This is a genomic window from Pirellulaceae bacterium (genome assembly GCA_029243025.1).
Classification (GTDB): domain Bacteria; phylum Planctomycetota; class Planctomycetia; order Pirellulales; family Pirellulaceae.
In genome coordinates, this window is record JAQWSU010000018.1 from 155,927 (window position 1) to 180,043 (window position 24,117).

14 protein-coding genes and 1 tRNA gene are annotated in these 24,117 nt (G+C 55.3%); 4 read left to right on the forward strand and 11 right to left on the reverse strand.

Features of this window, described 5'->3' with window-relative positions; genetic code table 11:
- Nucleotides 1-29: 29 nt before the first annotated feature.
- The 4 genes from P8N76_08245 to P8N76_08260 all read right to left on the reverse strand — a co-directional run bounded on the left by P8N76_08245 (nt 30) and on the right by P8N76_08260 (nt 5,822).
- The gene (locus tag P8N76_08245; GenBank protein MDG2381651.1) at nt 30-2,627 is read right to left on the reverse strand and encodes a hypothetical protein; all 2,598 of its coding nucleotides are present in this window, start codon (nt 2,625-2,627) and stop codon (nt 30-32) included.
- Nucleotides 2,628-2,767: 140 nt separating this feature from the next.
- Entirely contained in the window at nt 2,768-4,426 is a 1,659-nt protein-coding gene (locus tag P8N76_08250) for a M56 family metallopeptidase (GenBank protein ID MDG2381652.1), read from the reverse strand.
- Nucleotides 4,427-4,439: 13 nt separating this feature from the next.
- Complete coding sequence (locus P8N76_08255) at nt 4,440-4,817, reverse strand: BlaI/MecI/CopY family transcriptional regulator (protein MDG2381653.1); 378 nt, start codon at nt 4,815-4,817, stop codon at nt 4,440-4,442.
- Between the two features lie 174 nt (nt 4,818-4,991).
- The gene (locus P8N76_08260) at nt 4,992-5,822 is read right to left on the reverse strand and encodes a hypothetical protein (protein MDG2381654.1); all 831 of its coding nucleotides are present in this window, start codon (nt 5,820-5,822) and stop codon (nt 4,992-4,994) included.
- A gap of 409 nt (nt 5,823-6,231) precedes the next feature.
- Between P8N76_08260 and P8N76_08265 the strand changes: the two genes are divergently transcribed.
- The 3 genes from P8N76_08265 (at nt 6,232) to P8N76_08275 (ending at nt 14,435) form a co-directional block, all read left to right on the forward strand.
- Complete coding sequence (locus P8N76_08265; protein MDG2381655.1) at nt 6,232-11,775, forward strand: DUF1549 domain-containing protein; 5,544 nt, start codon at nt 6,232-6,234, stop codon at nt 11,773-11,775.
- Between the two features lie 78 nt (nt 11,776-11,853).
- Entirely contained in the window at nt 11,854-13,317 is a 1,464-nt protein-coding gene (locus P8N76_08270) for a DUF1501 domain-containing protein (GenBank protein ID MDG2381656.1), read from the forward strand.
- A gap of 128 nt (nt 13,318-13,445) precedes the next feature.
- Nucleotides 13,446-14,435, forward strand: coding sequence for an NAD-dependent epimerase/dehydratase family protein (locus tag P8N76_08275; GenBank protein ID MDG2381657.1), 990 nt, complete (start codon nt 13,446-13,448; stop codon nt 14,433-14,435).
- A gap of 31 nt (nt 14,436-14,466) precedes the next feature.
- Here the strand turns inward: P8N76_08275 and P8N76_08280 are convergent, their stop codons facing one another.
- The 7 genes from P8N76_08280 to P8N76_08310 all read right to left on the reverse strand — a co-directional run bounded on the left by P8N76_08280 (nt 14,467) and on the right by P8N76_08310 (nt 22,156).
- Nucleotides 14,467-14,844: a hypothetical protein gene (locus tag P8N76_08280; protein ID MDG2381658.1), complete on the reverse strand. Its 378-nt coding sequence runs from the start codon at nt 14,842-14,844 to the stop codon at nt 14,467-14,469.
- A 358-nt stretch (nt 14,845-15,202) separates the two neighbouring features.
- Complete coding sequence (locus tag P8N76_08285; protein MDG2381659.1) at nt 15,203-16,387, reverse strand: tyrosine-type recombinase/integrase; 1,185 nt, start codon at nt 16,385-16,387, stop codon at nt 15,203-15,205.
- Between the two features lie 671 nt (nt 16,388-17,058).
- Nucleotides 17,059-18,666 carry a HEAT repeat domain-containing protein gene (locus P8N76_08290; GenBank protein ID MDG2381660.1) on the reverse strand — a complete coding sequence of 536 codons (1,608 nt, stop codon included), beginning with the start codon at nt 18,664-18,666 and terminating at the stop codon, nt 17,059-17,061.
- A 203-nt stretch (nt 18,667-18,869) separates the two neighbouring features.
- Nucleotides 18,870-19,034, reverse strand: a complete 165-nt coding sequence (locus tag P8N76_08295; GenBank protein MDG2381661.1) for a hypothetical protein — start codon at nt 19,032-19,034, stop codon at nt 18,870-18,872.
- Between the two features lie 792 nt (nt 19,035-19,826).
- Nucleotides 19,827-20,060 (reverse strand): hypothetical protein, encoded by a 234-nt coding sequence (locus tag P8N76_08300; protein MDG2381662.1) that lies wholly within the window; start codon nt 20,058-20,060, stop codon nt 19,827-19,829.
- A 323-nt stretch (nt 20,061-20,383) separates the two neighbouring features.
- A tRNA-Lys gene (locus P8N76_08305) sits at nt 20,384-20,456 on the reverse strand.
- 227 nt (nt 20,457-20,683) lie between these two features.
- Nucleotides 20,684-22,156 (reverse strand): GNAT family N-acetyltransferase, encoded by a 1,473-nt coding sequence (locus tag P8N76_08310; GenBank protein MDG2381663.1) that lies wholly within the window; start codon nt 22,154-22,156, stop codon nt 20,684-20,686.
- 668 nt (nt 22,157-22,824) lie between these two features.
- On the opposite strand from P8N76_08310, the gene eutH reads away from it, so the two are divergent.
- Nucleotides 22,825-24,114 (forward strand): ethanolamine utilization protein EutH, encoded by a 1,290-nt coding sequence (gene eutH, locus P8N76_08315; protein ID MDG2381664.1) that lies wholly within the window; start codon nt 22,825-22,827, stop codon nt 24,112-24,114.
- Nucleotides 24,115-24,117: the final 3 nt, after the last annotated feature.

Here is a 24,117-nt window from a genome sequence, read left to right on the forward strand (position 1 = left end):
GCATGCCACCGTTAGATGCATGCCGGCCGCTACTCGGCCTCGCCCGCCACCACCACGGTCTGGTAGTTCGGCGAAGCCGAGCCAGCGGTAACCGGGAACTTGGTGTCGCCCGATTCGAGGTAGTACTCGAAGTCGTCGGACTGCGGGGGGATCACAGCCGAGTAAACGCAGCGCGCCTTGTGGTCCACGGGAACGTCCTGCCACGCGCCGCGCCCTAACGGTCGGACCTTCAAGACCGGCGGCGTGTCGCCGGTACCCAACACGATCAGGCTCAACTCCAGCGGCTGGCCTTTGTTGATCTGCGTCTCAGTGCCGAGTACACGGATCAGCGGTGCCCCGTCGTAAACGGTCGACGGGTTGGCGCTGTCGGGGATTGGCTTGCCCAGCCCCTGCTCGAGTTGCTTGTCCCACTTCAACACCAACAGCTGGTGCCAGTTGAGGATCTCGAGGTTGACGATCTCACCCAAGTCGCTGGCGTTCGTCGCCTTCTCGAGATGTAGCCGCATCATTTTTTCGAAGAGCCTCGCCATCTTCGTGCGGGCGGCCAGCGCCTGGGCGTACCAATCCTCACGCATGGAGAGCTCGAACTGATGGCGAACGACGCCGAACTCGCCCATCAGCCGCATCACCTGAAACGTCTTCAAAAAATAGTCGAACCGCTCTTGGTTTCCCTTACCGACAACCATCGGCCGGAGGGCCTCGAGCTTTTCCACAAACGCGTAGTCCTTTTTGGCCGTCTCCCAAGACTCCTCCTCGTTGGGACGGATCGCCGCGGGCGAGGAGCCGTCGACTTCGCTTTCCGTCTCCCAGTGGTTGATGCCTGGCAGACCACCGCGTTTGTTGATCCCGCACTTGTCGAGGGAAGCGAAGATCGCCCCGGCTTCGGGCCCAGCGTCGGGGCCGAACTGGGTGATCGCCCACCGCTTGTAGTAATCGCCCCACCAACTGTTCTTGTCCTTGGGGATGATGCGCTGGGGCGGCGCCGACGTCGTCCCGTAGGCCCAAGTCAGGTCACGCATCGCCCCGGCGTTGGGGCTTAGGATCCGAGTGCGCCAATGCTTGGCGATCAGGCCGTGGCCGCCTTTCTTCAGCGCGGCGCGCGCGTCGGACCAGATGCGGCCGATGTCCAGCTGCGGCTGAGCCAGGCCCCAGTCTTCTTCGAACCAGGTGCACGGCCATTTTTTGCGCTGGCGGCTGAGGTCTTCGAACGACTCGGCCTCATCCCAGAGGCCCATGATCGGCGCCTCGTAGGGCAGGAGTTTAGGATCGTCGAACTCGGCGGGGTTGTCGGCGCTGCCGATTTTCCAGCCCGCCATGGCGATCTGGAACGGGTTGCCCAGTTCCGCCAGTGCCTCACGCGCCAGGAGGATGTCTTGCTTCAGCGCGTCAATCTGGGCCGGAGTCATGTCGTAGTGCTGCCACACCTCCCAGGTCCAGAGCCAGTAGTAGTCGAGGTCGTGGGTCTTCGTAATGCGAGTGAAGATACCCTTGTAGATATCCTTGACGACCTTGGGGTCTTTAGGGTCGAGCCCCTGCTCCTTCAGGTGCGCCTGAAGCGCCGGCGGGATGCCACGCACCCAGTCGGCCTCGGCCTCGGCGCCCTTCTTCTCGACACCCATCGGCAGCTCCGTGCCGATGGCGGTCTTCACGCCCAGCCGCTTGGCGTGGGCGAAGGCGTTCTTGAACATGGCGCCCGTCTTGTTGAACGCCTCGTTCTGGCCTGCCAGGTCGGTGTAAATCTGCGTGCCCATCACGTCGGGGCCGTAGTCGTTGCGGTCGAAGATGTGCCGCGCCGGAGAGCTGAACCGGTCGGTGTCGAGCGTCGCGGAGCCCCAGATCCGGTTGGGCCGCTTCGTGTGGGCGAAGTAGGCGGGGTAAGACCACTTCACGGTGCCGTCGGGGTTCACGTCTCCGGGCAGGCCGATCCAGACCGTCAGCTCGGGCCCCGTCGGGCCAGATTCTTCCACGCGTTCCTCGTAGATCGAGTATTGCGGGTAGGTCTTGAGGCCGATGAAGTTCATTCCCAGCTTTGGCAGTTGCGAGATCACTGACTTGTAGTCGCGTGTGTTCCAAAAGTCGGGACCTTGAAAGAAGTCGTGGAAGGGCTGAATGCCGCGCGTCTCAAAGAGTGGCCGCCCCACCTCGTCGAAGCCGGACAACGAGAGCTCGGCCCGGGCGTCGGGGATCGCGTCCCCGGCGAGGTCGAAGCCGACGCCTATCTTTTCGGCGTAGCGGTAAGCGGCCAATAGCGTGCCGTCCGCATCGGCGCCGGAGACGACCAGGACGTTGCGACCATCCGCGGCGACCGACTTCAGCAGCGTCTGCCCTTCCTTGGGTTCGTACCCGATCGGGTCGCGCAGCGACTTCAGCAGCGTGCTGCCGTTTGCTGCAACGACGATCAGGCCGCCGGAAGCGGGCAGCGACGCGACGGGTTTTGCCTCCAGTAACTCGCCGCTGCGAAGGTAGACGTAGCGCCGCACTTCTTTCGCGGCCAGCAGCTCGTTCAGAGTCCCGTTCACCGGATAGACGATCGTGGTGGCGGCCGATGAGATCGTCTCAGCGTGCACACCAGAAAACGACGCGGTCAAGAACAACAGCGTCAACAATAATGCGTGTAAATGCTTCATGGTTCTTTCCGAAAGACACCTGCTTGGATCCGGTCCGGCTCGATCGCTAGACATCGCTCCACGGCGACCACAGCGGGCAAAGAGCATGCCGCCCGAACCGCGACGAAGTGTCCAAGGATGGTTAGGCTGTTGCTGATCGATCACTTCGACCCGCCATTGAGCTCTCGCAGGGATTTGCGGACCTTCTTCAATTCGGCCTCCAATTCCCGCACATCTTCACCTTCCTGACGAGCCTCGATCATGTGACGTTCAAGGTGGAACTCCTCGATGCGTAGCAGCAGAGATTCTTCGCGTTGGTCAACCTGCTTTTCGAGCTTCTCAATCCTTTTGTCATCATCGGTCTCTACGATTTTGTGAAGGTCTCGGAGTAGCTTCAGCAGCTTCTCCTGGTCCGCGACAAATGCCTCAACTCGCTGCCGCGCTTTGTCCTCACCTTGTTCAGCGAGTTCTTCCTTCTCGATCTTCAGCTCGGACAACCTACCTTCCATTTCACCAATGCGTTCGGCTCGCCAGAACTTATCCCCCAACGCTTCGAGCTTGTCTTCGAGCTGTTCGGCCTGATCGAAGTCTTGCCCTGCCTGGGCCTTTTCGAGCGATTGCTCTAGTTTCTGAATTTCATCCAACATGGGTAGGATGCCCTTGAGATAGTCTCGTTGGCCGACAACGTGCTTCGCCCAGTTATCGTTCTCATCGTAGCGAAGCTCTTCGATCTCCTGCGTGAGCTCCTCGATCCTTTCGACATACTCTCGGCGCTCGGCCGACCAATCCTTCTTTTCTTCTTCGGCGTTGGCTATTCCGAGTGGAAGCACAATCAATGCGAACAGGAATACAGACACCCAATTTGATTTGAATGGAAGCGAGTGCTGTGAAACAATCATCTCGACTCTCCTCTTGAGCGTGTTGCAACTGCCGAAGGCCGTTGCCGGGGAAGGGCAAGTCGCGGCGTTGGACGCGACGAAATCTACTGACGCAAGCAGTGTTTCCGCGTATCGCACGCGTCGGCTGTGGTTCTGCGCGAGAACCATCCGATCGCAGGACCACTCTTGTTGAATCCGAAGTTCCCTCCGTGCCCACCAGACGACCGGATTCCACCAAAACAAAATGGCGAGAGTTGTCGCGAAGTAGTTTGTCCAATGGTCTCGCCGCGCGTAGTGCGCCAACTCGTGTTGGATGATAAGTTCGACGCTCTCGGGCTCCATCGTCGAGATCAGTCCGCTCGGCATGATGATTCGCGGCCCTCGCCAAGTCCCCCACAGGAATGGCGATATCGTTCCATGAACGATGCGAACCGACGGCAAATGCTTGAGCCCGAATTGCCGAGACGCCACGGCCACTTGGTTCTGAATCAACTGCGAGGCTGGCCCGGCGTGTCGCACGAGTTGCCCGATTAGACGCACACGGGAGAGGCTAATGAGAAACAACGCCAAGCTGCCGATGGCTGACACCCCGACGATAAACTGAGGAGTCAGCATCACATCCACCGACTGCGCGCGTATCGTCTCATCGCCTCGAACATTAGATCGTATCGGCCCCGTGATTCCCGAATTCAAGTTCCCTATCGCAGGCGCCGTGACGGCCAATTGTTCATTCTGGTCCTGTCCGGATCGGGCTACACCGATAGACACGGGAACTGCAACAAACGTTGGACTTATGAGCTTAACCAACACCAGCAGCCACAAAGCATGGCATACATGTGGCCGGAGTCGCAGGTACCGAGTTTGCTGCGCGAGGAAGATCACGATGGCCAGACCGCCCGCTAGAACTGTATTCCATAGCAGCCCACTGATAATGTGAGACATGGTTCACCTCCGACTAACGGGCCTTGTCGATAATTTTGCGGATTGTTTCTCGATCCCGCTTACTCAGTTTGATCTTGTCGACTAATGGCAAGAGAATGGGGGTCAAAGCCCCATCGAAATAGCTGTCGGCGATTTGCTCCAGCTGTGTGCCAACAAGTGTTGGACGGTCAATTGTCGCCGTGAAGCTGTGGGCGAAACCGCTCCGATCGCGAGCGACATAGCCCTTCTGCTCCAGCTGATCGAGCAGTGTGTTCACGGTGGCGTGGTAAGCCGGGGTGTTCTCCGAGTACAGCGCGGACGCAATCTCGCGAACGACGGACGGCCCGTGCTCCCAGAGGTGGTTCAACACCGAAAGTTCGGCATTGGTAACAATCGCGCTCGGTCGAGCCATCTGCGTCTCCTAATACAAACAAAGATGTCACATCTTTGAATCCTAAGATGTGACATCTTAGATGTCAAGTAGTTGCTTTCGGGCCGGGCTGATCGCGATTTGGCTGCCGCTACCACGTCCGTAGCGAAGAATGGTCGCCACGACCAGCGTCGGTTCCATCAATTGCAGTTTCAGTCACCTGACACGGTAGACGCGACTTGCCGGTCCCGAACGGCATAAGGAAGGCGTGCCTTTAGTCGGAAACGCGACGCTCATACGTGAAACGTATCGATTTGTCTTGCAGCACACCGATGCGAGTTGCGCCGCTTTCCAAGACGCAGCGGCTGCATCGACCTCAGCAGGTTGCAGTTGACCGCAATTCGCGTCGGTGAATCCGACCTCTGTTGCTAAGGCGGCGTATAGCCCACGTCCCTGCGTGATGACCGCGGGCGAACGGAAAAAGTGGTCTCCGCAAACATCCTCCGCGTTCTTATGTAGGTTCGGAAGCCAGGCAAAATCGAGCGGCAACGCGTACCCCATCGCTCGATCATCGGGCACGAAATAGTAGTGCGACCACATGTGACTAAGCTGGACATCGCCGCTGCCGGGTCGCGCGGAAGCCGACACGCGAACTGAAACTTGATCGGGGCCCGTCAGTTGAACCGACATTTGAATTGCGCGACCGCCGTGACTGCCCATTAACATCAGATGGTCGTCACTTACTTTTTTGATCATCGTAAATGCGGCCGCGTTCGACTGGGGAATCCCGCCGTCGACAGTCTCTATGTCCAACGATTCGAGATGTGTCTGTTGCGCCTTCTCCCAGGGTGCTCTTTTGGCAATGGCCATATTGGAAAGCACGGTTCGCCACCGCGCGCCGTCCAGGACGTCAAATCTTAGGCCGACCGAGGCGCCGTGCTCAACTGAGAAGACCCGAATGCTTTGATTCTCGATAAGTGTCTCAGCAGAATTGGCAACGACGGACCAGGACGCCAGGACGACTGCCAGGCCAATGTTTCGGATCATTTATTCAGCGCCTTGTTTGCCACGTTTTATTCAGAGGGACAGCAGGAGCGCTAGATCTTGCGATCCAGATTATCCTGTCGCGACGTTCTCGCTTTGCGCGCCAGATTACCTGATGGCAATCCCTCCTGCAATTCAGTGGCGGCAACGCGCAACCCCGTCGCAATTGCTGATGCTATTTGTCGCAATTACTGATGCCATTTGACGCAATCCCCGATTGACGCTCCGTTGAAGTCGTTGAGACAATAACTGTTGTATCTACACCACCGACCGCTGGCTCACATATCTCTACCATTTGCAATCACCCAAGTAGCTGACGATCCTTGAATCTTCCAAGCGAATTGGACTTGGGTTACGGCCGCTGAATGAATCGATAGTCAGTTGTCGAACAAAATTACGGCATCATAAGGTGATGATGAAACATTCACTACTAGCTACTGTCATTCTGCTGTTTGCGACTCCGATCTGCGCTCCATCCGCGGAAACGAGCGACACGGATGGTTCACAAACCGTTAGCTACGATCGACAGGTTCGGCCGATTTTTCAAGCTCATTGTCTCGGCTGTCATCAGCCGGCAAAAGCCGGTGGCGAATTTGTCATGACGTCGTTTGAGGAGCTTCTGCAAGGCGGCGAAAGTGAGCAACCGTCGATTGTCCCGGGCAGCCCGATAGATAGCTACCTGATCGACCAGATCACTGCTCACGACGGCGAAGCGGCGATGCCTAAGAACGCACCTCACTTAACGGAGGCCCACATCCAGCTAATCACGAAGTGGATCGCGGACGGCGCCTTGAATGATTCACCCGCCAGCCTGCGACGCGCGGTCGACCAAGATCACCCCCCTGAATATAGTCGCCCGCCCGTGATAACCGCGTTGGATGTTTCGCCGAACGGAAATCTGTTGGCAGTTTCGGGTTTTCACGAAGTGCTGCTTCACAGCCTGGATGGATCTGACACGGTGACTCGATTGATTGGACAGTCGGAGCGCATCGAGTCCGTTCGCTTCTCTCCTGACGGTAAGCGTCTCGCTGTTTCAGGCGGGCTTCCTGGGCAAATGGGAGAAGTGCAGATCTGGGATGTCGACGACACGGTCGAGGCTAAACCGACAGGGCGATTGCTGCTTTCCAAGCCAGTCACCTATGACTCGGTTTACGGAGTCTCCTGGTCGCCAGATGGCAATTTGGTCGGATTTGGCTGTGCGGACACATCGGTGCGAGCAATCAACGCCGAGACTGGGGAAGAAGTCTTGTTTCAGGGCATTCACGACGACTGGGTTCTCGATACGACGTTTTCGATGGATGGCAGCCATTTAGTTTCCGTCGGTCGCGATATGACGGCCAAGTTGACCGAGCTTGCGACACAACGGTTCATTGATAATGTCACATCAATTACGCCTAAGGCATTGAAAGGCGGCATCCAAGCCATCGTCCGACACCCGCTGCGCGATGAAGTAATTTTCGGGGGCGCGGATGGCGTTCCCAAGATTTACCAAATGCATCGCACTACCAAGCGCCAGATCGGCGACGATGCGAATCAACTGTGGGAGCTGCCGCCGTTGCCGGGACGAATCTTTGCCGTGGACGTGAGCGTGGATGGCCGGCGGATCGTTGCCGGAAGTAGCCTCAATGGTGTCGGGCACATTCAGATTTACGATATGGAGCCGTCGCCCACTATCGGCAACAGCATCAGAGATATCCTCAGGAAGCCCACTCATAAGCGAACTGAATCGGAACGAACGCAACTACAGAATCATTTTGCGACCGGCGTCACAACGATTGCAAAACTGCGAATCGATTCGGCCATTTACGCCGTTGCGATATCATCCGATGGCACGCAAGTCGTTGCCGGTGGCACGGACGGGATTGTAAGGCAGATCGACGGCAGCAGCGGTAAGATCCAGCGGGCGTTCTCGCCCGTCGAGATTACAGTCGAACAGGTCCAGTCGGAATCGTTGGTTTCCGCTGAGTCAGCTGTCGAAAACGATTCCCAAATCGCGAAGGCCAATGTCGTCAACGAATCTGAAATCGAATCGTTGGAGATAATCCCTAGGTCGCTCACGTTTTCGAATCCGAGCGAATGCGCTCAGGCGGTCGTAACGGCTAAGTTGCGTTCTGGCCAGTCGATTGACGTCACGCGCAATCTGGCCTGGGAATCGAGTAACCCGAGCGTGATCGTGTCGCCGTCGGGGCTAATCGAGCCTGCCGAAGACGGCAAGGTAACGCTGACAGCCAAGTTGGGCGACCTCGTTGCTGAATGTAGAGTCGAAGTTGCCGGACTACATGCAACAATGCCGCCAGACTACATTCGTGACGTAAACCCCATCTTGTCGAAAGTCGGTTGCAACGGGGGCACCTGTCACGGAGCTCAGGACGGCAAGAACGGTTTCAAACTGTCACTCCGCGGGTATGATCCGCTGTTTGACGTAAGAGCGTTGACCGACGATTTGGCATCACGCCGAGTCAACCTTGCTGCCCCGGCCGAGAGCATGATGCTGCAAAAGTCGACCGCCGCTATTCCGCACGAGGGCGGTCAGGTAATTAAGCCGGGCAGTCCCTATTACAAGCTTGTTCGTGACTGGATCGCCGGCGGCGCAAAGCTCGATCGCGAATCGGCAAGAGTGAAGTCGCTCAGCGTTTTTCCGGTCAATCCGGTCGTCGAAAGAATTGGAGCAACGCAGCAGGTGCGGGTCATCGCGACGTACGAAGACGGCAACACGCGTGATGTGACTCGCGAAGCATTTGTCGATAGCAACGACACGGATATTATTCAAACGGACTCGCACCACAATGGGTTGATGCATGCATTGCGACGGGGTGAGGCGGCCTTGCTGATTCGATACGAAGGCGCCTACGCGTCCACGATATTGACCGTGATGGGTGATCGTGATGGCTTTGTTTGGCAGGAACCTGAGAGCTATAACCAAATTGATGAGTTCGTGTCGAGCAAGCTGCGGCGTACAAAGACGCTTGCCGCACCTACGTGCGATGACTACACCTTCCTGCGTCGCACTTATCTTGACCTGACCGGACTGCCTCCCACCCCCGATGTGATTCGAGGATTCGTCGGTGACAACTCGAATACGACAGTCGATCGGGCGAAACGCGCCGAATTGATCGATGACCTGATCGGCAGCGACGAATTCGTCGAACATTGGACCAACAAATGGGCCGATTTACTGCAGGTGAATGGAAAGTTTCTTGGTCGCGACGGTGCAGTGGCCGTGCGAAGTTGGATTCGCCAGCACGTGGACGCCAATACACCCTACGATCAATTTGTGCGTGAGATTCTCACTGCCCAAGGATCGACTCAAGACAATCCGGCCGCCGCTTACTTTAAGATTCTTCGCAGCCCGCAGGAGTCACTCGAAAACACGACGCACCTGTTTTTGGCCACGCGGTTCAATTGCAACAAATGCCACGATCATCCTTTCGAACGTTGGACACAGGATCAGTACTACCAGCTGGGGGCATTTTTTGCACAGGTTGGGCGCAAAGCCGATCCTCGAGTGGGAGACAAACAGATTGGCAGTACGCAGGTCGAAGCCGGCAAGCCGTTACACGAAATCGTCTACGACCTGACCGAAGGCGAGCTGCAACATGATCGCACGGGCGAGTTGACGCCACCCGAGTTCCCGTTCGAATGCGACTTCGAAGAGCCGGCGGATCAGTCACGCCGATCTCGTCTCGCCGCATGGACCACATCACCCGACAACGTCTACTTCGCGCGAAGCTACGTCAACCGGCTGTGGGGCTATTTGACAGGACGCGGTATCATCGAACCCATTGACGATATTCGAGCCGGAAACCCACCTTCCAACCCAGAATTGCTCGATTATTTGACGCGCGAGTTTATCGAATCCAACTTTGACACGCGACACATTTTGCGATTGATCTCCAATTCCCGGACTTACCAGCTGTCCGTCGAATCGAATCGGTGGAACGTAGACGACACGATTAACTATTCTCATGCCATTCCCCGACGGTTGCCCGCGGAAACGCTGTACGACGCGATCCACGTGACCACCGGTGCGAGATCAAAGTTCCCGGACTTGCCCGAGGGCACGCGCGCCGCCGCGCTGCCTGACGCCGGAATCAAATTGCCTGACGGATTCTTAGGGAAGTTCGGTCGACCCGCCCGAGAAAGTGCCTGTGAATGCGAGCGAAGCAGTGGCATGCAATTGGGCCCTGTGATTGCACTGATCAGCGGACCAACGCTCGGCGATGCGATCAGCGACGAAAAGAATGAAATTGTTCGGCTCGCCAACGAAACTGCTGAAAACTCCGATTTAATCGGCCAGCTCTATCTGCGTTTACTTAACCGGCCCGCATCAGCTTCGGAAATCGAAGCGTCGCAAGCCATTTTTGTCGATGTCACCGACGACCATGATCAAGTGACTGCGGCATTGCGGAAGTACGAAGCCGAGTCTGCCCCGCGGCTAGAAAAACAAAAACAGGCACGCGCGGCGCAACTTGCCGAAGCCAAGCATGCACTTGCCGACTACGAAAAGAACCTGGCTCCGAAACTGGCCAAACGGGAGGACGAGCGGTCCGAAATGGTATCTCGATTGGATGCGGAGATTGCTGACCGTCTTGAGCAACTAGAAACCGATCTGGCCAACTGGGAGGACGAACGGCGCAGCGGCAGCCGCTGGACTCCGGTTGATCCAGTCAACATGGTGTCCAGCAACAATTCTCCGTTAACGCGAGAAGCAGATCTGAGAATCTACGGCGCCCCACGCGGCAACGATGCGACATACAACATCGTCGCTAAGGCACCGCTGCCGAACATCACTGGAATTCGCATTGACGCAATTGCCGACAAAAAGCGCCTTCGTAAGGGAGGTCCCGGAAACGGCTTCGATGGCAACTACATTCTGACAGAATTCGAGGCCGCCTATGCCGCTCAAGTCATCGCTCCTCCGGTTCGCTTCCAGGCGTGGGACTTCGCTTCGGATTCTAACGGCTGGACTTCACTGGTTGATTGCGAACTTAGTCATGACGACGGCGTTTTGACGGTTACGTCCAAATCGGACACACCGTCGATGTTGGCTGACGTCGATGCTCCGGCCGGTAAGCTTGCGCTCGAGCTTGTTGCCGACGTGGACCAGTACGCGACGATCGAGGTCCTTTGGAGGACCGAAAAGAATACCGATTTCAGTCACGACCGAAAGGCCAAACTGCGTGTTGTCGAGGGGGGCAAGAAGTTTCGGCGTTATGTGATCTATTTCGAAGCCGCTTCGCCGATTACGGGCTTACGCATCGACGCCGACGATCGCGACAGTACGATGCGTATCGATTCGATGGCACTGGTACAACTTGAGGCTCCTGTCTTTGCGGGCTTCGGGTTCCGCACTGCTCAAGCTGACTTCAGTGAGGACGGTTACCACGTCAGTTCAGCGATCGACGGCAAAACGCCCAACGTTGCCAACGGTTGGGGCATCGCGCCGCAGGTGAATCGAGATCATGCTGCGATCTTCGCCACGGACCAGCCAATTGGCGACGGCCACGGTCTTTTGCAAATTACGATGAAGCACTTCTACAAGAGCAAGGAACATCAAATCGGGTTGTTCCGTCTGTCGGTGACAAGCGACACGCGTCCCATTTCCTTCGGACTGCCGACAGACATCGGACGCATCGTGGACGTGTTGCCGGAACAAAGAACCGACCAACAACGCAAGCAACTGATGGCATACGTACATCTCCAAGACGATCGCCTGCGAGAAAAGCAAGATTTACTCGAGGAAGCAAAAAAGCCGCTTCCGCCAGACGAACGATTCGAGATATTAAAGTCCGAAGTCGCCCAACTCAGCGAACCAGTACCGCCAGATGCGAAGCTAACGCGATTGCGTCGGGCGGTCGAGCTCAGCGAAAAACAGCTCGCCAGCCGACGGCTAACAGCAGCACAAGATCTTGCGTGGGCGCTGATGAACAGCCCCGCGTTTTTGTACAACCATTGAAAAAAACCGCTGATCGACGCCATTAGAGTTCATTAGCGGTTAGCAGAAACAACCTTAACTCTCAAAACGAGGTAAACCATGTTTCGCATCACAGGACCCATTGCGAAAGACCTTTGCGATCCGCATCTACGTCCGTCACGCCGCGACGTGATTCGCGTCGGCGGCGCTGGCATGCTGGGACTCTCGCTGCCAAACTTGCTCCAGCTCCAAGCGCAAGCGAACACGGCTGGCGGTGGACCTGGATGGGGCAAAGCAAAACGAGTTTTGATGGTGTATCTGCAGGGAGGCCCTAGCCACTTGGATCTGTGGGACCCGAAAGAAAACGTGCCGGACAACGTTCGCAGTGCGTTCAATCCAATCTCTACCAAACTGCCCGGTGTCAAATACACGGAGATTTTGCCAAAGTTGGCCGACTTGAACGACCGGTTTACCATGATTCGGTCGATGGGCTACACGCCGAACGGACTGTTCAATCACACGGCGGCGATCTACCAAATGATGACGGGCTACACGACTGACAAAGTCAGTCCGTCCGGCCAGCTAGAGCCGCCGAGCCCCAAAGACTTTCCGAACTTCGGCTCGAACATCGTCCGACTGCAACCGACCGATGACCCGATGCTGCCGTTCGTAATGTTGCCTCGGCCGCTGCAAGAAAGCAATGTCGTCGGTAAAGGAGGCACCGCCGGTTTTCTGGGCAAGACGTTCGATCCCTACACACTTTATCCCGAAGGCGACGATTTGGACATGAACAAGATGGATCGCATCAAGATTGACGATCTCTCGATGCGCCCCGATATCTTTTCCGCGCGCCTAGAACGACGCGCTCGGCTGTTGGACGTCGTCAAGCGGCAGATGCCAAAGATCGAAAAGGCGGTAGCCGGCGAAAAGCTTGACCAGTACTACGACCGCGCGCTGAACCTAATCATCTCTGGTCGAGCTCGGGATGCGTTTGACTTGTCGCAAGAGCCCACGAAGCTGCGTGAGAAGTACGGTAAGACGACGTTCGGTCAGAGCTGCCTGCTGGCGCGGCGATTACTCGAAGCGGGAACGCGCGTTGTCGAGGTGATCTGGCCCAAGGTCGCAAACTCTGGAGAGCATTCATGGGACCATCACCAGGACCTTACTAAGAGAATGAAAAACGAATCCGGCCCGATGTTGGATACTGGTTTGGCATCGCTGATCGCTGATATGGACGAGCGCGGCATGCTGGAAGACACGCTCGTGATCGTCGTCGGCGAGTTCGGTCGCAGCCCGCAGAAGGGGGTTAGCACCTCGGGCAACAACAACAGCGCTGACGGGCGAGACCATTGGCCGTATTGCTACACCTCGATCATCGCAGGTGCTGGTATTAAACGTGGATTCGTCTATGGCAAGAGCGACCGCACGGCATCGGCGCCACTGGAGGACGCAGTACATCCCAGCGAACTACTGGCAACCATTTATCACGCGGTTGGCATCAGTCCCGAAACGATGGTCATGAATCATCTGAATCAACCACGCGAACTCGTTAAGGCCAATCCGATCACAGCATTGTTTTCATGATTTTCGAGTGCGGTATTCCGGTGCCGCGTTGGTCTCTGCTTAGATTCAAGCCGACCTCAAGCATTTGACCAAGTACAACGCAAAGACAAGTGATTCAGGTAATCACTCTCCACAGAAAGAGGAACTCAATGGCTTGCATAACCATCACGGGTGCGCGCGGCAATCTTGGTTGGAAGCTGCTATGTCATTTCGTGGAACTCCCCGACGTGACAAAAGTATTTGGCCTTAGCCGAGGACTGCCGACTGATGCACAACTCAGCGAATTGCGCTCACTCAAAGGCAGCGATAAAGCCGAGTTCGGCCAGTGTGACTTGACCGACTTCGACGACGTTCGCTGGCGGCAGGCGATCGAGCAGTCCGACGCGGTCGTCCACTTGGCCGCGCAAAATCCCTTTCCGGAGGCGACTTGGGATGACGCAACCCAATCATTTGACATGACACTGAACGTTGCCCTTGCAGCCGTTGATGCAGGTGTGAGACGATTCGTGTTTACATCGTCGAATCATGTGATGGGTCGGTACAAGGATGCACCGTTAGCTGACACGATTGGACCGGGCCAGCTGACAACGCGGTTAGAGCACGGTGTCGGTACGGTTTGGCATACAGGCATAACGCCCCTGGACTCGACCGTCTACGCGGCAGTTAAAAGCGCCGGCGAACGACTGTGTCGTTCCCTCGCGATCCGCTCGAAAGGAAAAACGACGTTTGTCTGCACGCGCATCGGTTGGTGTCAGCCAGGAGAGAACTCTCCAACCACGCTCTCGGGCGCCGGAACACCGACGAAGGAATCGTCGAACGAAGCCACGTCCGACCTGGATTTGGCAAAGAGCGACCGCTGGTTCAAAATGATGTGGTTGTCAAACAGTGACTTCAATCAGCTACACGAGAAGGCAATCTTCGCAGACAGCGCCCTCTGGCCCGAGCTGTGCGTCGTCGTGAACGGTATGAGTGACAACAAGGAGATGCCGTGGAGCTTAGAAGAGGCTCGTGACTGGCTGGGATACGATCCGGTTGACGGAATCGTTGTAGGCCAAGTTGACGCCGCGCATGCAACGAGTGTCAATCGACCCCACGGATCGGCATCGCAACGGGGCGACATGAAGCAGACTCTTAGATAACCGTCTACCGCAAGGGACCGAACTTGTGCATCTAGCAAGGTTGCGAATTCTCGCTATCGTGTTCTTTGTTTCCGCAGCGACCTGTTGCGCCGACTCCACTGAGGTTTTCGAGAATCAGACGGCTCTCAAAGACTGGTGACAATTGGGGTTCGCGAAGGTAATAACCACCTCCAACTCTCTTTTCGATCAGTCCAACACCCTGCGCGGCAAGCTCAATTAAGACAGCGTCAATCTTGGGTCTACCGACGGTGAACTTGCCCGCTAGCTTCTCTATATTAAGTCGTTCCCGGCGGGCCGTAGTTGCTGCGAGGCGATAGAGGTGACAACGGACTTCATCGACCAGACTTGGGTTACCGTCATTATCCGATTGGCCATCGGTGTCCGGCTTTGGTGATTCTTCTTTGGACATTCGACTCTCCTTAGAAATCAAAAGTCAACTTACGTCGTCACGTGCAGTGCGAGAGCGCCTATTGGGAGGTGAACTTGGGCCCGCAACCGGTAGCCCGCAACGCATTTTGCCGTCCATACTGCGATCATGGCGCATCAACGAATTGTCTCGTGTGAGTACGCACGTCGCAACACACTGAGGACGCAAACAAGCTGTACCGGTGGTGGGGAGATCCTCGGTTGGCGAGGAGGTGGCCGTCTTGCATCGTCGAATCGCGCGCCCAGTGCGGCGCATTTTTCATCGAAGTATAGAGCGGGCCGTCCATTTGTGCACGAAACTCGCTCCGAACATGCCAGAAGTCAGCGAGCGGACGAATGCGTCAGCCCACTTGCTTCATCACCTTTAGAGCCGAGTTGAGGTCCTGCTCGGCATAAATCTCGGTTGTCACGCTTGAATTGTGCCCCAACAGGATTCGAGCCGTTTCAATTCCGAATTGTGCTCGAATTCGCGTGGCAGCTGAATGGCGGAGCTGGTTGGGAGTCCAGCGGGGAATTCCGAGTCGGTCACATACTCGTTGAACAGCCTGGCAATAGCTTTCGTCGTCGTAGTGTGCGCGAATCTGCGTTCGGCTCACGGATTTTTCGTCTCGTCGTCGAGCAGCGACGACCTCTCTTGGAGAGAAGAGGTAGCAATCTTCTGGGCGATCAAGCCATGGCGACAGAATCGATTGGCACTTTGGACCAAGGGGAATCAACCGGACAATCCCAAGAATCTCAGTCTTGTGATGATATGGTAGGTATACCCACGTCCCATTGAGCTTGAGGCCTGAATCGATTCCGGTTTTGTCGATATCGGAGGGCCGCATGATGGTAACTTCGTCTGGACGCATGCCCGTAAGGGACTGCAGCGATACCATGGCTGCTATTTGGGGCGATGCCGCATCGATGACGGCTTTCACGCGCTCGTCAGAAACCGGACGGACTTTTACCGCTTCTTTGAGGCGAGCATCTCTTCCCTTGTGAACGCTTTCCACCGTGAGAAGCGCCTGATGAACTTCTACGTTTACGAGTTCCTCGGACACGGCCCAACGAAACATCCGCTTAATGATACCGATGTGGTCGTTGATGTAACGACGATTAGGACGCCTACCGTCGGCCACTCGAGCCAAAATCATCTCGTCTCGAACTATCTTGAGCTTCTTTGGTCCAAAGCCCACGGCACACGTACTTCCATAGAGTTTTCGGAGCGGCCGCAACGCGATTCGAATGTGGTATTGTCGCTCGGAAGGATTTCCTTCCTTATCGACGTAATATTTATCAACGCGTTCGGTCCAATAACGAAGGACCAATTCGTCAATCGTCAGCGCGTTGTTCTTTGGAACGGCTACGCCAGAGACTTGACGAGGTCCTTGGTACTTCTCCGCGATAATCCGAGCGTACTTTTCGCGGCTCTCGGGCGTGCCGTACTTACCGAGATATTTTTCGCGGCCGTCGATCGTGACGTATGCCTGGCCCGTTGCAGAATGCTTGCAATAAGACGGAACTTTTCGAGACTTGCCGGACATAAATGCGACTCCTTTTCCGTAGTGCTACGGAATTTACGAGCTCCAGAGTCGCACTGCCCGGCAGCGGGCAGGTTGCACAAAGAATGTGCCAGACAGGATTTAGGTTAAGTCGGGGCGACTGGATTTGAACCAGCGACCTCTGCGTCCCGAACGCAGCGCTCTTGTGCAGCGAAAACTACGTTTTCCTCTGTCTATATAGCATCTCACGGTGATGAACGGCCTTGTAAATCCGTTGCAAGTGTACGCATGCTTGTGCGGTAATTAGCGGTATTACTCACTAGCCACAGAAGCCAAAACAGTAATACCGTTTTGGAGCAAGCACTGACTTGGGGCCCCTGCCGAGTAATGGCACAACACTTGCGTCCTAGCAGCGCGGATTTACTCAGCAATCCCAAAGTTGAATGCTGTCATCGTGGTGAGAACTGTAGCACGAATCAGTCCATAAATCGTAAGTCTGCGTTGCCTCTGAGCGTCGCTCGGTCAATCGTTGAATACTGCTGCTTGGTTAGCCGCTTGGTAGGCGAAGGTGGCTGAGCGGCTGCCTCAGCGACGTGTGAGGAATCGCCTGGAAGCGACGGAGTAAGCCGACCGGTCACGATGTGATGTACTAGGTGAAAGAACTTGCGATCAGATTGCTTGCCGCATCGCCTACTGATTAATTGGGAATGGACTCAAGGGGAAATCCTCTTGAGGGATTCCATGACCATGCTGCGGAAAAGCTGATCGTCGTCCTTCAATGCTTCGGTCAGCGCCGGTATTGCGGTTTTCGCCTCCGGACCCATCCACCCTAGGCAACTGACGGCTGCCTCCCGAACAGCTAAATCGTCATCCTTCAGTGCTTTAGTCAGCGCCGGTATCGCCTGTGGGCCCATTAACCCACTCAGGCAATTGATGACCGCCAAGCGGACGTCAATATTCTCATCGTTCAATGCTTCGGTCAAGTCCGGTATCGCAGCCTTAGCCTCCGGCCCCATGCTGTCGAGGCAATCGATGACCGCCACGCGAACGTCAATATCGTCATCGTTCAATGACGCTGTCAGCGCCGGTATCGCAGCTTTCGCCTCCGGCCCCATGCTGCCGAGGGAATTGATGACCGCCACGCGGACGTCCGTGTTTGCATCGTTCAATGATTCTATCAGTGTCGGTATCGCAGCCTTGGCCTCCGGTCCCATGCTGCCCAGACAATCGATGACCGCCACGCGAACGTCCGTGTTCGCATCGTTCAATGATTCCGTTAGCGACGGTATCGCAGCCGTGGCCACCGGCCGCAGCAGTTTCAGAACGCCGGCCGCATCATGGCGCACAACCCAATGCTCATCCTTCATTGCTTCTATTATCGCCGGTATTGCAGCTTTCGCCTCCGATCCCATGCTGCCCAGGCAATGGATGGCCGCCACACGGACGTCATTATCCTCGTCGTTCAATGACACTGTCAGCGCCGGTATCGCCGCCGGCCCTATTTTCGAAAGGGCTCCCATTACTGTTCTGCGGACATCCTGATCCCGGTGCTTCATGTCTCCGATCAGAATCGGTATCGCACTCTCGGCCTCCGGCCCCATACTCCCAAGGGATACCGCGGCCGCCATACGGACTTTCTTGTTCTTATCCTTCAATGCTTCGATGAGAGCCGGTATTGCAGCCTTGGCTTTCAGACCCGTCAAGGAAACGGCTGCCTGGCGGCGGATTTCCCAACTCGGATTGTTCAATGCTTCGGTCATGGCCGGCGTTGCCTCCGCGCCGATCCTGCTTAGGCCATTCATGGCCGCCAAGCGAACAGCCTTGTTCTCATCTTTCAAGGCTTCTGTTAGTGCCGGTATTGCATCCTCGGCATCTGACCTTATCAAGAAAACGACTGCCTGATGGCGGATCTCCCAATCCAGATTATTCAAGGCTTCGGTCAATGCCGGAGTTGCCGCCGGGCCCATCCGGCGCAAGCCATTCATGGCTGCCGAGCGCACACCTTTGTTCTCGTCCTTTAAGGCTTCGGTTAGAGCCGGTATCGCCTCGGGCCCCCTGGATCGCAGAATGCTGATGGCCTTGATCCGCATCCGTGGGGGTCGGTCCGGATCTTTCACCACTTCGACTAGTGACGATGTCGACGACTTCATTCCAACCTGGCCGACGGATTCAGGACTGATCCAGCCAAGATGAACCAAAACTGCGCTTCCGATCGAGAGCACCACGGTGATTGCAACTCCGGCCCCCCCGGCCACAGCTGTGCCAACGATTTTGCCAACGATACCGGGTTTATTCTGCGATGAGCCAAGCGATTCAGACATGAATTTCGTATGCTCCTCGTTATTTTCGAGCCATGGACGCGAGCTGGCTTATACACGTCCGCCCCCCGGGAATGTGAAAATCAAGCCATCAATGAGATTAGCCCAGTCGACACATTAAGTAAACAGTATCAAGCCGCTAACTCGCGGCGGACCACCGCCCCTGCAAAACGATTCAAAGCGTTAATGCCACAAACCAAATAAATCTAACTGTGGCTCGCCCGCTGCTTCAACTGCTCGTACAGTCCTAGCTGATTGAGCAAGATGACCTTCAAGCCCTCGCGGATCACTTCCGAGTTTAAGGCTTGAGTGCTTAGCTCAGCTTGAGCCTCCATGCTCTCCATGACCGCGGCTAAAAATAGAAAAAGCATTGTTATCCTGAAATCGATTCACTTTGATTTCAATGACGGCGATCATTGAACAACAGTACGTTGGCGAGTATGTCGTGCAATGATCGTAATCAGGTCGCCAGGATAACCCTGGAGGATTCGCCGACCAGAGAAAGCAGGGCGGAAGCTTGGGCTTCTGATGAAATCACTGCGTAACACCGTCGAGCTAAACTAATCCCCAAGCCGCTGAGGTCACAAAAGTGAAGGACGGTTCCCTGCAAGCCACAGCGTAAAGTCAAAGGAAAGCGTCGCCGTGGTGAGTGTATCTAAGCAACGGTTCCCTGCAAGCCACAGCCGAATCACCTGCCATGAGAGTAGTCGGCTTGGCTTTAGTTGTTTCAAATCTAAACCTGAACTGTTCTGCAGGAATTGCAGGCCGATTCTAGTAGGTCATCTAGCGAGTCATAGGTGCCTCGCGGGTCACGACAAAGAGAGACGCCGGCAGAAAGTGAAGGCTGCCATGTTTTGCAATCGTACTCTTTACACTATTGCTCTCGCTCGTCCCGCGTTAGTTCTATGATTTGGCGTGTGATCGATGACCGATTTCAGGCTAATGGAGAAAAACGGTAGAATCGTAAGTGTGGTGAGGGGGCCGTTTCATCGAGTGAGCAAAGTCACTGGGGATTGGGGACAAGACGCGACCGAACTGTCCTCGTGGTGACAGGCATCTATCGTCACTCTTGTATGATCCGAGCTTCCCTCCCGTATCCGCAGAGGCATACATCCCCTACGTGCTCTGTATGCACCCTGCAGTAGGAGTCATAAAGCACTTATCTATAAATAGATATCCATAGATAAGGGTACGTTCCAGAGGGTGTATCGCCTACTAACTTCCGACTTGATTTCTAAATCAAGACCGTACGCTGTCTCGACTTCGCGAAGCTGCTTAGGATCAATATCCTTGTACTCATTGCGTCCGTTCGACTTGCTCGTTTTGAATCCATATTGCTTGAGAATTTCGGAAACCTTTCTCGGACTGATGCCATCGAATAAATCATCATGTGACATCTTGGCCTTGCTCAGCAACTCTCCGGCGGTAGATGACTTCCCAAGACGGAGGGATTTGAACCGAAACTACCCTCAACACACAATCGCTGCGTGGCTAGGTCATCGCGAGAGCATCGCCACCAAGCACGGCCTCAGGACCACGGACGATGATTTCCAAAAAGCTGCGGGAATCAAATTAGACGAGCAGCAACCCAATCGCCGAGCGAAGCAGCACCCCGCGGAATCAGGCGGCACGGAGTGCACAGCGCATAAAGAAACCCAGGCTTTACCTGGGCTAATTCCGCTGGATTCTGCTCAGTGCTTCCGCATGCCGAGTGAATCAGTGCCCCCTCAAGGACTCGAACCTTGAACCTACTGATTAAGAGTCAGTTGCTCTGCCAGTTGAGCTAAGGGGGCTGGCGTTTGCCGCAGAAACCGATCCAACAAGCTGCTGCCGCGACAAGCAATCCCCTATGTTACCGAGTCTCGCTGCGGCGACAAGTGGTCACCCCCCCCCTAGAAATCATCAGATTTCATGCGGGTCAGGAAATGGATTCTGTCTGTATGGTTCGCGCTATCCGATTTGCTTCAATCGCCCGACGCGATCGAAACAACCGGCATTCGGAGTCAGGTGGCCACGCGACCTAAAGCGTTGCTCGAGCACGCTGTTGCTCTGCCAAGGCGTAATTGACAAGCGTGTCAGCGAATGGCTCAAACGTTTTGATCGGCTCTCGCTCTACCGGCTCAACCAAATAGGTCAATGTCACCACGTCGCCGTTCGAGGCAAAGTGCGGACCGATTCCCGTGAATCCCAAGCCCTCTCCTTCTAAGGCCTGCCAGATGGAGGCCGTCATCGGACTGTCCACAGGCATCTCCACCACCACAACTTCGACATGAGATCGCTCGACGAGATCACGCACAGAACGACGGATGGTAGGGAGGCTATCCTCACCAAACTCGCCAACCCGAATCATCGCCATCTGCGCCCGCGGATTCAACTTCACGGAAAACGTACCGTGCTTTTCCGTCACTTCCGATCCCTGCTTGAACTCCACGGGGTAGCCCAAATTTCCGTAGATGGCAGCCACCATTTCCTGGTGTCTTTCCGGTACGCAGACCGTCCGTAATTCGGGCTCGATCAATCCATGAAAATAAACCACACAGCTCACCCGTTGCTTCAATTCTTGAGCAATGCCGCGAAATGACTCATTCTTAGGTGACACCGCCAAGGCCAATCCACACACATGGCCTCCATGATGTGCATTCGATTGCTGCGTGTAAGTATGTACCGTCACCGAATCGGCATACCAGCCTACCAATCCCAAGCTTCGCGCCTCTTCCTGTAACGCTGCTTTCATTCGATTCAATAAGCCGCGACCTCGATGGCGAGGATCCACTGCCGCCTGCCCCACTTCAGCAACCGGTCCCGCTTGATTCAGCTCGAGTGCACAATGCCCTGCTAATTGTCCATCCTCACCCGCTGCGACCATCGACAGCACACGATTCTTCGAATTAAGCGCCGCAATTCGATCGGGATAGTAAACGTCTTCATTGAAGTAGGTACCGCCATAGGTGCGGTAGATGAGCTGTGAAACTTGCAACGCTTCGTCCGCTTGCATTCTCCGCACATCATATTCCTGTTCCGGTGCAAGCGGTGCGTCATCGGACACTTTGGAGAGCTCGGCAGCATGCGAATCCTCGTCAACTGCCGAATCGTGCAGCCATTTCACAAACTGCAATGCCTTCCCCTGCGATCCAAAACCAATCCAATGCTTCTCATCCACAACCCCGGGCGTTTGCACAGCAAGAATTTCCGACAGTTTCCCATGCGCCTCATGCAACTGCTCCTCCAAGACCTCGATGTCCTGTGGCAAACCATAGTCGCGAACCGTCATCTCAAGTTTGCCCGAATCATGAGTAATCGCCAGAGAAATCTCCCCCTCTTCTCCTTCGAGGTAGGCATGCTCGATGGCATAATTGACGACGCGCAGCACAAGATCCTCAAGCTGCTTGACCTCAGCCTCGGCGAGTTCCGTTTGCCGAAGCGTCGTGCCAACAAAAGCAGAAACACTCGGAAGTACAGAAAGTTGATTGTTGAAACGTAATTCGAATTGCATCGTCGGGAAACCATTTCAATTTAGTCAAACAGAAAACCTTTTGTGCTCTAACCCAGGTGCCATCATTGCCAGGGTGGCGAACACAAAAGCTGCGGATATCGACCCAATCCACTCACGGTGCCGTTTGCCGGAGTCTTGCAAACCCTATCTCCAAACGTCTGAGCAGCCAATGTTCAAACGCCACCTAAACGCCCAGGGGGTGCAACCAAAATGGCAACCACTGACAGCTCTTATCGTGCAGCTAATTTTGTCAGTCGATGAGGCTTAGTCTACACAAATCCCAGTAAATGCCGATGCCCCTGACGCCAATGAACGAATCGCTTAGCAGACGATTTCACCTGAGGATCAATACAGATCGCTTGCCAGATTCCAGCGATGAGATTCGACGGCCATCGGAATTTAAGATGCGGCCCCAATATCAGGCGAAAAAATCTGTTACTTTAGTGGCCAGAATCCGCTTCGACTTGCGACCGTCTGTTGGCCTAAATCTCTTGTTATTCTGATGCTTCGACGTTGATCATCGCCGGGTGCAAGTAGAAGAGCCAACGCGACTAATTTTGGTACATGCCATCTAGCTGAGGCGAGTCCCATCAATCAATTTTCATTCCCCTGGAGTACTTATCCAATTTGCATGAGTCTCCGCGAAAGCACAATTAGAGATACCTGATATGGGAACGATCGTACTCTGGATCGTGATGGGCTGTGCAGTGCTGGGAGCGTTGGCGGCTATTCGCGATCCCAACCGTGGACTCGGACGGGAATTCATGCAAGGCCTGGAAAGCATCGGGCCTATCTTTTTGCCAGTAGCGGGAATCATGGCCTCGATTCCCTTTTTGATGATGGGCATCAAGGGACTGTTTGGCCCAATTTTCGGCCTCGTAGGCGCCGACCCAGCGATGGCCGCAACCACTTTCATTGCCGTCGACATGGGCGGATATCAGTTAGCCAAAGAACTCGCCAATCCAATTGACGCACAGTCAACCGGCAACTGGATTATGGCGATGATCGTTGGTTATATGGCGGGAGCGACAATCATCTTTTCCATTCCGGTTGGCTTAGCGATGCTAGAGCAGCGAGATCAAAAATACATGGCATTGGGAATCATGTCCGGTATTTTGAGTATTCCAATCGGCGTGGCAACTTCGTCGATCATTATCGCTCTACAAATGCCGCTCGTACGAGGCGAGATCTCGACGGCGGATCCCGCAAGTGCCGAACTGCTGCTGACCTTTCCTCAACTTGTGTTCAACTTGGTACCGTTAATACTTTTTGTCGTGTTGTTGGCATTGGGCCTACGATTCATCCCCGATGCAATGATCCGCATTTTCATGATCTTTGGCCGTGGCTTGGATGCTGCGATTAAATTGGTACTGGTGGCTACAATCGTGGAAACATTTACCGGAGTGTTTTCCGCAACCATCGGCTGGTGGGGCTTCAATCCAATCATCGAACACGACGGCGAGCTCGATGCATTAGAAATCGCCGGTTACATTGGGCTCATGCTCACCGGCGCGTTTCCCATGGTCTACTTGATCCAAAAGTTCCTCGCGCGTCCGATGGAATCAATTGGCCAACGCTTGGGTCTGGAAGGCGCCGGTGCGGCTGGATTACTGGCCACCTTGGCGAACATCTTGGCCATGTTTCGGTTGGTCAAAGACATGCGTCCCAAAGACAAAGTTTTGAACATCGCTTTTGCAGTCTGCGCAGCCTTCATGTTCGGTGACCATCTAGCCTTCACGGTGAATTTCCAACCCACCCTCGTATCACCTATCCTGCTTGGAAAATTGGCGGGCGGTTGCTGCGGCTTCGCGCTGGCCTATTGGTTAAGCGTTCCCAAAACAATCGAACTCGAACAGTTGGACAACGCTGAACAAACTCGCAAGTCCGACGAATCAGTGGACGCCGAACCTCCAACAATCGCCAAGGTGATGGATTCATCCAACCCAACCGAGTCATAATCG